Source organism: Halomonas sp. CH40, assembly GCA_041875495.1.
Taxonomy (GTDB): domain Bacteria; phylum Pseudomonadota; class Gammaproteobacteria; order Pseudomonadales; family Halomonadaceae; genus Vreelandella.
This window is the reverse complement of sequence record CP112982.1, coordinates 3,225,656-3,241,063: the sequence shown is the minus strand read 5'-3', so window position 1 is coordinate 3,241,063 and position 15,408 is coordinate 3,225,656. Positions and strand designations below refer to the sequence as shown.

Sequence of the window (15,408 nt, the reverse complement as noted above, 5' to 3'; positions counted from 1 at the left end):
ATCTTTAATCTTCACATTTTTAGGGATACTGCTTTTGACTAATTTAAGCGGTGGATAGCTGTTTTTATTTATTTTCTGAACCAGCTGGAAAGTTTTTGATAAGTTTGATGATGGCTAATATATTTAAAAGTAAAGAATAGTAATCTATTATTTTGTTTCTGCTTTGTCAGGTCCTTTTTTAGCTTTATATGTTTTAATCATGGCTACTGTATTTTTTCCTTTTTAAGCCTGGGTTTATATTATTAAGGCCTGCCTTGTTTATTTTTTGCTTCTTGATCCGCTAAAACGTGAGGTATCCATGTCGTCGCAGAAAGTTACGCTTACCACATCGTCACACTTGGAAGGTTATCGTGTGACAGAGCACATCGATATCGTCTCCGCTGAATGCGTATTTGGTATGAATGTCTTCAAGGACATGTTTGCAGGGGTGCGTGATTTCTTTGGTGGTCGCAACAAGTCATCCCAGAACGCTCTGCGCGATGCACGTATTGCCTGCCTTGATGAGTTGAAAGAAGAAGCCGCGCAGATGGGGGCCAATGCGGTTATTGGGATTGATCTCGACTACAGCGAAATTTCAGGAGGTGGTAAATCAATGCTATTCCTGGTTGCTACAGGCACGGCTGTGAAGGTGTCAAAGATTTAAATCGTTGTTGTTATTGTCCATCAGGTGGGTTGGCAGTGATTGCGTTCAGCTAGCATCAGCCCGCCTCAGGTGTCATTCAAGTGTCATGGCGCTGTCGTGGAAACGTCATCCGGTTCTGCAAGGATTGAACTGTAAATGATGTTTTCACCCCTATCCCCTATAGGTGTTCCATGCGCGTTCATACTCACCCGTTTAAGCAGCCCTTCTTCCTGCGTTCGCTGCTCAGCGTTGCCATTACCGGTGCTTTCAGCGTTGCTGCCCTTCAGGCAAGCGCTGATATGTCGTCACGTTATGCCGATAATGACGGCGATCTGGTGGCAGATATTCCCACCGACGAATCCCAGTGGGTCGACCCAGATACGCTGATCTTTGCCTATACCCCTGTGGAAGACCCGGCCGTTTACGCCGATGTGTGGGCTGATTTCCTGGACCACCTGGCTGAGGCAACCGGCAAGCGGGTGCAGTTCTTCCCGGTGCAGTCTAACGCTGCTCAGCAGGAAGCCTTGCGCGCAGGCCGACTGCATGTGGCGGGTTTCAACACCGGCGGTGTGCCTGTTGCAGTCAACTGTGGTGGCTTCCGTCCGTTCACCATTATGGCAGCAGAAGATGGCAGCTTCGGGTATGAGATGGAAATCATCACCTACCCGGGCAGCGGTATTGAAAGCGTTGAAGATATCCAGGGCAGCCAGCTGGCGTTTACGTCACCCACTTCCAACTCCGGTTTCCGTGCTCCTTCGGCGCTGTTACGTTCTGAATACGGTATGGAAGCTGACGAAGACTTTGAAACAGCGTTTTCCGGCTCCCACGACAACTCCATTCTGGGCGTCGTCAACAAGGACTATGAAGCCGCTGCCGTAGCCAACTCGGTGCTCAACCGCATGCTGGCGCGAGACGTGGTTGCTGAAGATGACTACGTTTCTATCTTTACCTCCGAAACCTTCCCGACCACCGCTTACGGCACGGCCCATAATCTGACGCCTGAGCTTCAGGAGCAGATTCAGGACGCCTTCTTCAGCTATGACTGGGAAGGCTCGGCCCTGGAAGCTGAGTTTGCCAACTCCGGTGAAGCCCAGTTCATCCCGATTACCTATCAGGAACACTGGAACGTGATTCGTACCATCGCCGATGCCAACGGCGTGACTTACGACTGCGACTAAACCGCTGATTCAAATGAATGTTAACGGCCAGGAGGCTTGCCTTCTGGCCGTGTTGCTGTATCAGGCAAACTAAAAACGGGATTGAGATCATGCTGAAGTTAAGCGGCCTGGGTAAGCGCTACCCGACCGGGGACCGCGCCCTGACCAATATCGAACTGACCTTGCCTAAAGGCCAGGTGATGGCCCTGATTGGCCCTTCCGGCGCGGGTAAAAGCACCCTGATCCGTTGCGTTAACCGGCTGGTAGAGCCGACTGAGGGCAGTGTGACGCTGGAAGACACCGAGCTGACCCGGCTTTCCGGCCAGAAACTGCGCCATGCGCGGCGTTCCATGGGCATGATCTTTCAGGAGTATGCCTTGGTCGACCGCTTGACCGTAATGGAGAACGTGCTTTCCGGCCAGTTGGGCTATGTAGGCTTCTGGCGCAGTTTTCTGCGCCGCTATCCGCAATCGGCCGTATTGGAAGCGTTTCGCTTGCTGGAGCGGGTTGGCCTTCCCCATGCGCTGGATAAACGCGCGGATGCGCTTTCCGGTGGTCAGCGCCAGCGGGTAGGTATCGCCCGGGCGCTGTTGCAAAGCCCCAAGCTTCTGTTAGTGGATGAGCCGACCGCCAGCCTGGACCCGAAAACCTCCCGCCAGATCATGCGTCTGATTTGTGAGCTATGCGCTGAACGGGGGCTGGCCGCCATTATCAATATCCATGATGTAGCGCTGGCCCAGCAGTTTGCTGACCGCATCGTTGGTCTGCGTGCCGGTGAGATTGTCTTTGATGGCCCGCCCAGTGAGCTGACCAGCGACATTCTGACCACCATCTACGGTGAGGAAGACTGGGATACAACGCCCGAGCCGGAAAATGAGACGGCGGTAGAGACATCGTCTGCCCCAACGCCGCCGACGCCAATGGCAAGGGTTGCCGCAGGAGGTGCGCGGTGAAGCTGACCGAAGCAGCGCTCAGTGAGCAGCGCCAGAAAGCGGCTCAGGCAGGGCGGTGGCGTCGGCTGCCCTTGATTCAGTCTCCTTTCCTGCGCCTGGCCCTGTGGGTGGGTCTGGTGGTTTACCTGATTCTGGCGCTGAGCAGCGTCGAGGTTAACTGGGCCAGGGTTGCCGAAGGCGCAGGCCGCGGGCTGGAATTTTTGGCCGCCTTCACCCGACCCGACTTTATCAGCCGCTGGGACGATATCTGGGCAGGGCTGCTGGAAAGCCTGACCATGACGGTGACATCCACCGTGATTGGCGTGGCGCTTGCCGTGCCTGTCGGGCTGGGGGCGGCACGTAATATTGCCCCACTGCCGGTCTACTGGGTCTGTCGTGGGATTATCGCCGTCTCGCGTACTTTTCAGGAAGTGATTATTGCCATCCTGTTTGTGGTGATGTTCGGCTTTGGCCCCTTTGCAGGGATGATCACCCTGGCGTTTGCCACCATTGGCTTTATGGCCAAGCTGTTGGCTGAAGATATTGAAGACCTTGACGAGCGCCAGGTGGAAGCGGTGCGGGCCACAGGCGCTGGCTGGTGGCAAACCCTGAACCACGCCGTGCAGCCTCAGGTCATGCCGCGTTTGATTGGGCTCTCCATGTATCGCCTGGATATCAACTTCCGCGAATCGGCAGTCATCGGCATTGTCGGCGCTGGTGGCATAGGGGCGACCCTGAACACTTCGATTAACCGCTACGAATACGACACGTCAGCGGCGGTGTTGCTGATCATTATTGCCATCGTATTGCTGTCTGAATACAGCTCAAGCTTTGTGCGGCGCTGGACGCAGTAGCCTGCCTTCAGTCATTTAAGTCAAGGAACTCACCATGCCTGTTTCCACTTCTCCCCAGGGGCAGCCGCAGTGGCGCCTGCGAACCACCAAAGCACAATGGCTTGGCTACCTGGCCTGGCTGGCGGGAATCAGCCTGTTTCTATTGTGCTGGAAAGTCATCTCCGATAACACTATGTGGGTATTTGTTGAGGATGCGGGACGCCAGGGCACGGACCTGATCAGCCGTATGCTGCCGCCTGAATGGACTTATGCCCATCAACTCTGGCTGCCCATGTGGGATACCCTCAATATTGCCACTCTGGGTACGGCGCTGGGTATCATGATGGCCTTTCCCGTGGCGTTTCTCGCTGCCCGCAACACCTCACCGCATCCTCTGATTCGCAGTCTGGCACTGACAATTATTGTTTCGTCGCGCTCCATCAATTCCCTGATCTGGGCAATGTTACTGGTGACGATTCTGGGGCCGGGTGTGCTGGCGGGCATTATTGCTATAGCGCTGCGCTCGATTGGTTTTGTAGGCAAGCTGCTCTATGAGGCGATTGAAGAGATCCACCCGACGCCGGTTGAAGCGATTGCCGCCACCGGAGCCAGCCGCATGCAGGTGATGAGCTATGGTGTGCTGCCCCAGGTATTGCCCGCCTTTGCCGGTATCAGCGTTTACCGCTGGGATATCAACATTCGTGAATCGACGGTGCTGGGCCTGGTGGGAGCGGGTGGTATTGGCCTGCAGCTAAATGCCTCTATCAACAGCCTGGCCTGGGATCAGGTGAGCGTCATCTTTGTGATGATTTTTGCGACCGTCCTGGTATCGGAATGGATCTCCGCCAAGGTTCGCCACGCCATCATCTAACAGCACTTCCTCATTTAAACCTGATGCATATCATGAGCTAGCGACACAGCTCATGATGTCATCCCCCTCAAATGCCAATAAAGTTGAGAGGCTGGGCTTTCAGAGCACCCTGACTGATGCCAAGGAGGCGACTGAAGATAGTCTTGAAATTCAGATTTCGTCTGTCTGAAGGCAGGAAAAATAGTTTAAATACCGTTTAACATAAATTGCCGCACATGATGCCTCAGACATTTTTAAGGTAAGTTGTTCAAAAAAAATCCCTGTTTTCCAGTGAATTCCACTAAAAATAACGGTTTCGGTTATAAATTTGCTGCAAGAAGTTAAAAAAATAATGTTTATGCCTGTGCTGGCTTTTCCGCATCTGTGGTGATTTTGCTGCGCTGTACAGGCAAGCTTCATTACTGTTAATTTAATACTTGTGTATTTTGTGTGGTGTGTTTATAAGTGCATTCAGGCCCAAGCGAATGATCAGGCATCTTCCAATGACGACATGAAAACATGGTGTTGTAAGTTATCTAGAATGGATGTTTTCATGTAAAGCAATGAGTATTGTTAAAGCATGAAGCACTCTGTTTAACTCACAAAATTAAACTTATCTGTTAAGTTGTTGTCTAACCATGCTCGCGCTTAATTATAGTTTTTAGCTAAAATTTTATGGGTACTTCCTATTAAAAAAATAACTATAGTGTCGACTATCGGCTCTTATGTATGACTTTAAAGGTTTTGTATTTTTCAATTATCGAGGGGCATGTTAATGCAGGCATTTTCAAACCCGGTAGGCTACGGAACGCTATGGTTCCACAACCTCTTGACCGCTGAAGGTACGCCAGTTGCGTATGACCCCCAGGCGCGGGCTTTTCTGCCGACACCTCCATTTTGTGCTAACCGAAATGTGATTGGCTGTAATTGGATTGCGCCTGAACAGGGTGCTTTCTGTCGCTCATGTGCGATGACGGCACTGGCCCCTGACCTGGAAATCCCCGATGTCATTCCCAATTGGGCAGAGGCAGAAGCGGCAAAGCGTTGGGTGATTGATAATCTGGGTCGCTGGCACTGGTTCAGGCCGGAAGACCCAGGAACAAGGCCTGTTTTTCATATGCTTGCTGATGGTTATACGCTGGCGCCGATGGGTCACGGTGAGGGTGTGGTCACCATTAGCGTGTCTGAAGCTGACCCTGTGGTGCGTGTGACGCGTAAAGAAGCACTGAATGAGCCTTACAGAACCATGATAGGGCACATGCGCCATGAGATTGCCCACATGCTGTGGTGGCGTCTCAGCCTGCGTGAGGATTTCCTGGTAGCTTTCCGTGAGATGTTTGGCGATGAGCGCGCTGACTATGGCGCTGCGCTTGAAAAGCATTATGAGCAAGGGCCACCTCAAGACTGGGAGCTTTTCTACCTGACATCCTACGCGTCTGCGCACCCCCATGAAGACTGGGCGGAAACCGCCGCACACCTTTTGCACTTGACCGATATCACCGACAGCTTTATTGCCACGGGGCTTTTAACGCCCGAAATGCCGAGCCACCGCTGGGACCCTTATGCAGAGCCTGATACCAAGGTGCTGGTTAATGTCGCCGCTAATCTGGTGATGCGGGTCAACCACGTAAACCGTTCCATGGGGCTGTCGGATATTTACCCCTTTGTGCTTTCCGAGGCGGCTCACCGCAAGCTGGCCTTTGTTCATGATTGGTTGCGTCGTGGTGCTCAAGGGCGTTGATTAAAGCCCTTTTATGAGCTAACGACGATTTTATAAGTATAAATTTCTGGAGAATAATTAATGTCTGCTATGTCTGAATCCAAAATGTCTCAAGACAAAATGTCTCAAGAAGTTCTGTCCTGGCGCGATCCGGAAATGGATTCCGTGAAGGGTACCGAAACGCCTAAAGATCCCAATAAAGGCTATATCGCCCTGCTGGGCTGGAGTATCAATGCGATCAAGGCGGCTCAGAAATTTGATCGTCGTTATGTTGTGGTTGCGCCAGAGTGGGCGACCGATTTTTGTGCGGCCAACAAGATACCGTTTATTGCCTGGGACTTTGTGCGTATTAACGACCGCTCAATGCAGATCGCCGAAAGGCTGAAGGCAGAGGGCGTTGATGTTGCCATTCCATTATTTGAAGAAACCGTGGAATGGTCCGGTGCGATTAACTCCGTGTTGCTTGATAACCCGCGCATGTTTGGGCAATCGATCCTGTTTCGTGACAAGGCATTGATGAAGCGCCGTGCCCAGCTGGGAGGCATCCGCGTCGGGATTTTCGAAGAAGCTCACGAAAAAGAAGACATCATTCGCTTTATGAAGCGCGTCAACCAGACGCTGCTGAAGCTTGATGGCGACGTGGATGATCCGATTCATGTCAAAGCTTTTGATAAGGCAGGCTGTCTTGGCCACCGTATGATCCGTACGGTAGAAGAAATTGATAATATTCCAGAAGAAGAATACCCCTTGCTGATGGAGAGCCATCTCGACGGCTGGGAGTTCGCCGTGGAGGCATGGATCCACGATGGTAAGATCCAGTTTCTGAATATTTCCGAATACGTCACGCTTGGCTATTCGGTATTTGTGCCTGCCACCGAGCAGCTTGAAAGCTGGCGCCACCTGATTACCAAGCAGATTGAGCTGTTGATCAAGACCTTTGATATTCAGTTCGGGCTGATTCACCCTGAATACTTTGTCACCGCCGATGGTGAAATGTACTTTGGTGAGGTGGCTTATCGTCCGCCGGGCTTCAAGGCGTTTGAACTGATCGAGCGTGCCTATGGGTTCAATGCTTATCAGGCGTCCATGCTGGTATTTGATCCGAAGAGCACAAAAGAGGAAGTGGCTGCCTTTTTCCCACGCGAAGTGGTGGATGCCAAAGGTTACGCAGGCTGCTTTGGCGTATATCCGAAACGCCGTGTGGTCAGCAAGCTGGAAATGCCTAAAGAGTGTATTGAGCATCCGTATTTCGAGTCGCACGAATTAACCGCGCCTGCCGAAGAAACAGTGCCCGATCGCTCAGCATTTGGCACCCATTGGGGGCTGGTATTTTTCTTTGGTGATGACCCCATCAAGATGCGCGATCTACTGAAGACTCAGGAAGACCTGGACTTTTACGTCTAGCAGTTAGCTTTGAGTCAGACAGATTGCTGGTGTTTATCAACGGGCTGTCTATTTCTGGGTCGTTAATGGCTCAGTGTAAATCGGCAGGGAAAACCGGAAACAGCTGCCGTAGCCGTCCCCTTGAGAATCGACGTCTATATGGCCACCGTGATGTTCGGCAATGCGTTTACACACGGCCAGGCCAATGCCGGTGCCGTCAAACCGGCTGCGCGGCTGTAGGCGTGAAAATACCCGAAACAGGCGGTTCTGCTGGTCAGGGGCAATGCCTATGCCGTTGTCCTTGATCGTGACATGCCAGCAATTATATGACTGACGGCCTGACATAATCACCCTGGGCGTTGTGTTTTCATCTACGTATTTAAGGGCATTGTGCAACAGGTTCTGCAGCAGGCGTACCAGTTCATCGCGGCTGACATACACCTCGGGCCAGTCACCGCGAACCTCAATGTGTCCGCCCGTCTCTTGCAGCTTAGGCTTAAGGTAGCTGAGCACTTCATCGACTACTTCCCGGCTATCGACCCAAGTTAGCGGCGACGTTTTACGACCCACCCGTGAATAGTTGAGGATGCCGAGAATCATCGCATCCATGCGTTCGGCGCCTTCGCGGGCAAAGCCAATCATTTCTTCGGCATCACGGCTCAGGTCGTTGCCCAGTTCCTGGGTCAGCAGTTGCAGGTAGCTGTTGACCATACGCAGCGGCTGGCGCAGGTCGTGGGAAACCGCATAAGCAAAGTGCTCTAGCTCTTCATTAGAGCGGGTCAGCTCCAGCTGGGTTTCCTTGAGCGTGTGAATATCCAGGTGCACGCCAATCAGGCGGGTAGGGTTGTTCTGGGCGTCCCGTTCCACGACCTGGCCGCGCCCCTGAACCCAGCGGTAGCCCTGGGCCGCCTGATAGCGGAATTCGACAATGAATTCATCACCCGCCTCAAGCTGGTTATGTACGGCGCTTCTGCAGCGTTCAAGGTCGTCCGGATGCAGGAGTGCCTGCCAGCTGGCAAAGGTCAGCGGGATATCAGAAGGCGTCAGCCCCAACATCCGGTAGCAATGATCATCCCAGAAGACTTCGTCGCGCTGAGGATACCAGTCCCAGATACCGAAACTGGAGGCCTTTTGGGCGAGGGAATAGCGCGCCTCATTTTCTTGCAGTTGGTTCTGGGCGGTCACTCTCTGGGTGACGTCCATGCCCACTCCCTGAAAATAGAGAATCTCGCCTGCTGCGTTGAAAAAGGCGGTATTGATCCACTCCACCCAACGCGACTGGCCATCTGCGTCCTGTACCTGATTGACGATACGGTGGCGAGGCGCTTCCGGTGTGAACTTCGGATACAGCTCAAGCCATTTCTGCTGCTCGTCGTGTTGGCAGGCCTCCAGCCAACGCTGGCCAACCATGGCCTCTGGCGTGACGCCGAAAAAGGCCGCCATGGGGCGGTTGGCAAACACCAGGGTGGTATCCGGCAGAAAGCGATTGAGCATAAAGGGGTGGTGCTCAGCGAGTGTCTGATAATCCACCTGCTGAGCGTTTGGGATAATGGTGTCTGGGATCATAGTGTCTTGCCTGGTTTGGTTCATTGCGGACGTTTGACCAGGGTCAGCCAGTAGTCTTCAACGTTCTGTATGGCTTGCAGAAACTGCACTAGATCCACGGGTTTGGTCACAAAACCGGCACAGCCAAGATTATAGGTATCGACAATATCCGATTCTGCTTCCGAGGTGGTGAGGACGATGGCTGGAATATGTTTGAGATCGTCGTCCTGCTTGAGATGTTGCAGCAGGGTCTTGCCATCCATGCGTGGCATATTAAGGTCAAGCAGAATGATATCCGGGCGCGGCGCATCCTGATAGGGGGCCTGTTGTCGCAGAAATGCCAGGGCCTCAACGCCATCTCCGACGTCGCACATTTTGACCAGTAGCCGACTCTTATCAAAGGCCATTCGGGTCAAGTGAACGTCGGCGGGTTCGTCTTCTACCAGCAATACGACAAAGTCATTCAGGCCCTCTTGTGCATAGGGGTTTGATGACGTTTCAGAGGGGGGAGTGTCCAAGGAATCACCTCGCTAGGGGTAAATCAAAAAGTACGGCAATACCACCATCGATACCGTCTTCCATGACGATTCTGCTGTCCAGGTTGCGCAATGCCTTGACTACCAAGGCCAGACCCATACCTGTGCCTGGGTAGCGCTCATTGTGAGGCACCAGTCGGGTAAACATCTCGAGTACCTGGGTGCGATATTCGGGGCTGATGCCACTACCGTTATCCTCTATCCGCAACCTGGCGTGATTGCCAATGATTTGCGCCGAGATTCGCACCTGGAGCGGCTTATCCGGGTGGCGATACTGCCAGGCGTTATGCAGTAGCACGTGGAAAATCATCCTGAGTTGGCGAGCATCGGCCTTGACGGCGGGCAGTGGCGTCACGATATCCAGGGCGCCGCTGTTTTTCAGCGGTGCCAAGGCAGGCTCGGTGCAGACCTCTTCAATCAAGCCTGCGACATCAATGGTTTCCGGTTTAAGCGTTATCTCCAGGCTGAGATAACGCTGTATATCACTGACCAGTGCTCTGAGCTGGCGCGCCTGGTTATCAATAAAGTTAACCGCTGTCCGGGTGCTTTCCGCCTCCAGTGTGACGGTTTCCGAGCGCTGTTGTGACTGTTGTTGAGTTCGTTGTTGAGATTGTTGTTGAGACTGTTGCCCAGAGAGCTGTTGGGACAGCTGCTGGGCAAAGCTGACCAGCCGACGGCTAGGTTCCTGGAAGTGGTGGGCCATTACCTGGCTTAACCTTTCCAGCTCCCGGTTGCGAAAGGAAAGCTCCTTGATCAGGCGATTGTTCTCTCGCTGTGCGGCGCGCAGGCGCAGCAGAATGATGGCCAGAATACCGATCACGCCCAGTTGTAGCGAGGTGCCAACCGCTGCTATCCAGAAAGTACGTTGCCGAGAAGCCTGAAGCTCAGCGGTTTGCAGATCGACTTGCTCCTCCATACGCTGAATATAATGACGTTCGGCGGAGTCCTCAAAATCGCTGGTGTCATACAGGGATGAAATCAGCACCTCACGCCCCTCGACCTCGAAGGGATCGGTATAGACACCCATGACCTTGACGCTGCCATCCGCCAGGCGGTGGCGAAAATATAGATGGTTGCGTTGGGCTTCAGCCGCCAGCTGGATTTCGGCATTGATTTGTGCGGGGCTGAGCATATTAATCTGGTCTATATGCCTGCCTTCCAGTTGTTCAAACCCGTAGAAGGCTCTGGCCGCGGGGTTGGCGCGCTCGATAATGCCGGTCTCGACGTCAATCATCCACATGGGGGTGGAATGCTGAGTAAAGAAGGTCTCAAAATCCGGCATGGCCCAGCTGGTACTGGCCACCAAAATGGTCAGCGTGAACGTTAGCGACTGATAGAATCGTCTATAAACGCGCATTACCGATCATCCCGGTTTGGTCGTTGCCGCGGCAAGGTGAAAATAAACCGGCTGCCCTGACCTTCACCTTCCGATTCCACCCAGATCTTGCCACCGTGACGTTCGACGATCTTGCGGCAGATGGCCAGGCCAACCCCGGTGCCTTCGTACTGCTCGCGGGTATGCAGGCGCTGAAACACCTTGAACAGGCGGTCTTGCTGATGCGGGGCAATGCCAATGCCGTTATCGCTGACGGTTACCTGCCAGGTGCGGGCATCGGCGCTGGACGCGACGTGCAGGCCAATCACAATGTCCTGATCAGGCGCACGATACTTCAGCGCATTGCTAATCAGGTTTTGGAAAAGCCGGGTCATTTCATCGGGGCTGGCGTAGACCTGTGGCCAGTAATCGTCAATATCGAAATGGGCAGCGGCTTCCTGGATGGCAGGCGTCAGAAAATGCATGGCTTCCTCGACAGCCTCCTTGAGCGCCATCGCCTGCATGGGTTGGCCCTTGCGGCCCACCCGGGAGTAATCCAGCAGTGAGAGCAGCATGCTGTCCATGCGCTGGGCACCATCACGCATGTAATGCAGCATGATGCTGGTATCGTCGTCCAGATCATCACCTAGCTGGCGTTCCAGCAGTTGGGCATAGCTGGTCACCATGCGTAGCGGCTGGCGCAGGTCATGAGAGGCGGCATAGGCAAAGTGTTCAAGCTCTTTGTTGGAGCGTTCCAGAGAGGCACGGTACTGCTCCAGTTCTAGCTGAGTGGCATGCTCATCGCTGATATCCCTGAGATAACCGTGCCACAGAGTGCTGCCGTCCTCCAGGCGCTCCGGGGTGGCAATGCCTTCCACCCAGAGCTGATGGCCGCGTGGATGATTGACACGATAATCTGCTCGCCAGGTTGTCAGCTGTTCAGCAGAATTCTGGATGGAATCGGCAATTCTTTGAACGTCATCTTTGTCGATGGCCGCGAAAACCTGGCGGGCATCTTCGCGTACCGCTTCTGGTGTGACCCCATAGATTTCTGCAATACCCTGGCTGGCATAAGGGAAGGCGCACCGCCCATCCGGATGCTGCCAGAACTGGTAAAGCATGCCGGGTAGCAGGGCAGCATGTCGGCGGGTCTGCTCCATGGCCGCGTAGGCCTGGGCTTCAGCCTCTTTGCGCGCTGTGATGTCGCTGTGAGTGCCGGCCATCCACAGGGGATTGCCGTCGCCGTCCCAGGAAACCACGCGGCCTCTATCCTGCACCCAGATCCAGGAGCCGTCGCGATGCCGCATGCGGACTTCCACATCATAGGCATCGCGTTTGCCGGCAAAGTGCTCATTCAGCATGGCCTCGGAATGGGGCAGATCATCCGGATGGCAGAACGTCATCCAGGTGTCGATAGAGGTCGGCGAAATGTCCTCCAGCCGATAGCCCACCATTTCCGCCCAGCGCTCATTGAAACGGGTTTCGCCGGTCTGGACGTTCCATTCCCAGGTGCCAGCCGCGGTGCCCCACAGAATGTTTTTAAGGGCGTTGCGCTCGGCTTCAAGGTCAGCGTGATCCTTTTCCTGCTGAGTGATGTTGTGCAGGGCGACCAGATAAGTGGGCGCGTGGTCGAGTCTATCAACCAAAGCACCCTGATTGAATTTGATCAGCTTGGCTTCAGCGGTAACTTTTTGTCCTTTAAGGTCAATAAGCTGCCAAATAAACGATTGGGGCTGGTCGCTGGCGCGCTCAAGTAGTTCCCCGGCAAGCTGAGTGGATAGGCTGCCATCCGCCTGGTAAGGAGGGGAAAGATCAAGAATGCCTTTACCCACCAGGTCCCGTTTGCTATCAGCCTGAAAAAGCTCGCTTGCCGCCAGGTTGCTATCCGAAACGAGGGGGGCGCCGTCTGCGTTGACATGCAGCAGCAGCTTGGCACTGGGCGAGTAATAGAAAAGCGCATTAAAGCGTTGAAACAGGCGCGCTGTGCGCAGATAGAGTATCAGCAGAAACAGGGTGGCCAGGATCAGTAATGCCGCCAGACTCAGGATTAACCAGAGGCCATTACCGTAGTAGCCTTCCAGCTGTTGCCAGGGCGTCAGCTCCACGAGAAGGTATCCTTGGGCGGTTCAAACACCTCCACGGTAGTGGTCGGCATTGCTTGGGTGAATGAGGGCAGTGCCAGCAGAATAAGCCGAGCTGATAAGAGCGAGTAAGTCAATAGGCGCATAAACAGTCCCAATTACCCCTGGTTTACTCAGAGGTTACGATGTTGTCATTCATCATGTCTGTTGGCTGACACACCCGATTACGGCCGTTCTGCTTTGCCGAATAAAGCGCGGTATCCGCACGAGCCAGAGCGCTATCCGGACGATGATCATCAGCGCGCAATTTATCCACTCCGACACTGGTGGTAATGCCAAAGCGTTGGCCGTCAGCATCAACCCGCATGGCCTCAATGCTGGCGCGAACTTTTTCGGCCACCTTGAGAGCGCCTGCTGGCAGCGTATCTGGCAGCAGGATGGCAAACTCCTCTCCTCCTAAGCGGCCAAAAACGTCATTTTCGCGCAGCCCATCTGCAACGGTGGCGGCAAAGAATTTGAGCACTTCGTCGCCAATCGCATGGCCATAGGTATCGTTGACCTTCTTGAAATGGTCGATATCCAGCATCAGAATGCTGGTGGAATAGTCTTCCTGGCGTTTGACCCGGGCATATTCACGATTCATGGCATTCATGAAACTGCGCCGGTTGAGCAAGCCGGTCAAGGGGTCATGCATGGCCAGCTCACGCAACTGTTCCTCCATGGCCTTGCGCTCGGAAATATCCTGTTGGATGCCCACCATGCGCTTTGGATTGCAGTGGCTATCCCAGCTGACCACATGGCCGGAGGCGAACTGCCAGACCCAGTGCCCCTGTTTGTGCTGATAGCGGAATTCGCTCTGGTAGCGCTTGGTCTGGTTGTTCAGGTGTTCATGGAGAGCGGCAAGAAAAGCGCGCTGATCATCCGGGTGAATCCGGTTCATCCACTGGGAAGCGGAAGCAGGTAACGTCGGGTCATCCGGATCAAACCCGAGACTTTCAAGCAGGTGTTCACTGTTGTAATAGCTGTCGTCTTCCAGATTCCATTCCCAGACACCCAGGTTGCCGCCTTCTATCGCGGCCATCATCAATTCTTCTGACTGCTGCAGTCGGCGTTCCAACTGGTGGCGTTCCATGGCATAGCGTATGGCGCGAAGCAGGTTTTCAGCTTTTAGCTGGTTCTTGATCAGGTAATCCTGGGCGCCGGCTTCCAGGGCTCTGAGGGAAAAATCCATATCATCATGGCCGGTCAGCACCACAATCGGTGTGCCGCACGCCATGGCCTTGCAGCGGGAGACGGTTTCAAGCCCGGTGGAGTCCGGCAGATTAAGGTCAAGCAGGATGATATCCGCCGCTGTGTTGTGCGCTTCAAGATGCTGGTTCAATGCCTCCAGGCTTTTCAGCCAGGTAATCTGGTGCTCGCCACCGCTGAACTTGAGACTATAGCGGATCAAGGCGGCATCGCCGTCTTCATCCTCGATCAAAATGATGTCAAGTGATTGCATAATGGTGTCCTGAAACTCAAGGGGCTGCCCGTTTGACCAGCTCGAACCAGTAAATCGCCAGATGCTGCATGTGGTGAGTGAATTCATCCATGCTGGTAGATTTCACCACATAGCCTGCTGCTCCTTGCGCATAGGATCGGCGGATGTCGCTCTGCGCGCTGGAGGTGGTGAGGACAACAACAGGAATCAGACGTAGTCGTGGGTGAACCTTGATATGTTCCAGAAACGTGAAACCGTCCATGCGGGGCATATTAAGGTCAAGCAGAATCAGATCAGGTAGAGGCTGACGATCACCCAGGCGCGCTTCCAATAGCGCCAGAGCGCTTTCACCGGTTTCGCTGTGCTCAAGGACAATGCCCTGATGCAGGTTCTGGGCGATTTCCTTGAAAACCCGTTGGGTGATATAGGCATCAGCCTGATCATCCTCAACCAGGAGAATTTGGTGGTTCCCTTGTCTACGCGCCTCTTGCATTGCTTATATCCTTCACAAATAAGAGCCTGAAGGAAGGTAGTGCCCTCCGGGCTGCTGTCATCAATACTCAGCTTGCCATCCAGTTGGCGCACTATCTGACGAGCCATGGCAGGCCCCGGGCGGCTCGCTATCGGCCATCAGGCGGATGAACAGTGAAAATGCCTGATCATTATGCTCCGGGGCAATCCCCACACGGTTATCCTGAATGAATACCTGCCAGTGATTGGGTCCTTCTTCTGACCATAGTTTAACATAGAGATACTTTTCAGCCTGACGATAGCGGCAGGCATTATCCAAAAGTATCTCGAAAAGTTGATACAGTCGCTGACGATCACCCATCACTATCGGTAAGGGGCTGACCGGCTACCTTCGCACCCAGCCGTTGGCGGCGGTAAGCTCAGGCGGCATTTGGGGCAGTTCCAGATAATGCCCGGCACTAGCCTGGCAGTGATTTCTCCTCT

14 protein-coding genes are annotated in these 15,408 nt (G+C 53.9%); 7 read left to right on the top strand and 7 right to left on the bottom strand.

Annotated features, from left to right (window positions below; all coding sequences use genetic code 11):
* Positions 1 to 298 precede the first annotated feature (298 nt).
* From OR573_14760 to OR573_14730, 7 genes are all read left to right on the top strand, one after another.
* On the top strand, positions 299 to 643 hold the full coding sequence (locus OR573_14760) for a YbjQ family protein (GenBank protein ID XGA79724.1): 345 nt from the start codon (positions 299 to 301) through the stop codon (positions 641 to 643).
* Between the two features lie 170 nt (positions 644 to 813).
* Positions 814 to 1,800 carry a phosphate/phosphite/phosphonate ABC transporter substrate-binding protein gene (phnD, locus tag OR573_14755; GenBank protein ID XGA79723.1) on the top strand — a complete coding sequence of 329 codons (987 nt, stop codon included), beginning with the start codon at positions 814 to 816 and terminating at the stop codon, positions 1,798 to 1,800.
* A gap of 89 nt (positions 1,801 to 1,889) precedes the next feature.
* On the top strand, positions 1,890 to 2,732 hold the full coding sequence (gene phnC, locus OR573_14750; protein XGA79722.1) for a phosphonate ABC transporter ATP-binding protein: 843 nt from the start codon (positions 1,890 to 1,892) through the stop codon (positions 2,730 to 2,732).
* Entirely contained in the window at positions 2,729 to 3,565 is an 837-nt protein-coding gene (gene phnE, locus OR573_14745) for a phosphonate ABC transporter, permease protein PhnE (GenBank protein XGA79721.1), read from the top strand. The genes phnC and phnE (OR573_14745) overlap by 4 nt, the downstream gene beginning before the upstream one ends.
* A 34-nt stretch (positions 3,566 to 3,599) precedes the next feature.
* Positions 3,600 to 4,415, top strand: coding sequence for a phosphonate ABC transporter, permease protein PhnE (gene phnE, locus OR573_14740; GenBank protein XGA79720.1), 816 nt, complete (start codon positions 3,600 to 3,602; stop codon positions 4,413 to 4,415).
* Positions 4,416 to 5,169: 754 nt separating this feature from the next.
* Positions 5,170 to 6,135, top strand: coding sequence for a putative zinc-binding metallopeptidase (locus OR573_14735; protein ID XGA79719.1), 966 nt, complete (start codon positions 5,170 to 5,172; stop codon positions 6,133 to 6,135).
* Between the two features lie 135 nt (positions 6,136 to 6,270).
* Complete coding sequence (locus tag OR573_14730; protein ID XGA81764.1) at positions 6,271 to 7,518, top strand: carboxylate--amine ligase; 1,248 nt, start codon at positions 6,271 to 6,273, stop codon at positions 7,516 to 7,518.
* Positions 7,519 to 7,566: 48 nt separating this feature from the next.
* Here the strand turns inward: OR573_14730 and OR573_14725 are convergent, their stop codons facing one another.
* The 7 genes from OR573_14725 to OR573_14695 form a co-directional block, all read right to left on the bottom strand.
* Positions 7,567 to 9,063 carry a PAS domain-containing protein gene (locus OR573_14725; protein XGA79718.1) on the bottom strand — a complete coding sequence of 499 codons (1,497 nt, stop codon included), beginning with the start codon at positions 9,061 to 9,063 and terminating at the stop codon, positions 7,567 to 7,569.
* Between the two features lie 20 nt (positions 9,064 to 9,083).
* Positions 9,084 to 9,560, bottom strand: a complete 477-nt coding sequence (locus tag OR573_14720; protein ID XGA79717.1) for a response regulator — start codon at positions 9,558 to 9,560, stop codon at positions 9,084 to 9,086.
* A 4-nt stretch (positions 9,561 to 9,564) separates the two neighbouring features.
* Entirely contained in the window at positions 9,565 to 10,935 is a 1,371-nt protein-coding gene (locus OR573_14715) for an ATP-binding protein (GenBank protein ID XGA79716.1), read from the bottom strand.
* The gene (locus tag OR573_14710; GenBank protein XGA79715.1) at positions 10,935 to 12,998 is read right to left on the bottom strand and encodes a PAS domain-containing protein; all 2,064 of its coding nucleotides are present in this window, start codon (positions 12,996 to 12,998) and stop codon (positions 10,935 to 10,937) included. The genes OR573_14715 and OR573_14710 overlap by 1 nt, the downstream gene beginning before the upstream one ends.
* Positions 12,999 to 13,143: 145 nt before the next feature.
* Positions 13,144 to 14,475 (bottom strand): diguanylate cyclase, encoded by a 1,332-nt coding sequence (locus OR573_14705; protein ID XGA79714.1) that lies wholly within the window; start codon positions 14,473 to 14,475, stop codon positions 13,144 to 13,146.
* Between the two features lie 16 nt (positions 14,476 to 14,491).
* On the bottom strand, positions 14,492 to 14,947 hold the full coding sequence (locus OR573_14700) for a response regulator (protein XGA79713.1): 456 nt from the start codon (positions 14,945 to 14,947) through the stop codon (positions 14,492 to 14,494).
* A gap of 60 nt (positions 14,948 to 15,007) precedes the next feature.
* On the bottom strand, positions 15,008 to 15,286 hold the full coding sequence (locus OR573_14695) for an ATP-binding protein (protein ID XGA79712.1): 279 nt from the start codon (positions 15,284 to 15,286) through the stop codon (positions 15,008 to 15,010).
* Between the last annotated feature and the right edge of the window lie 122 nt (positions 15,287 to 15,408).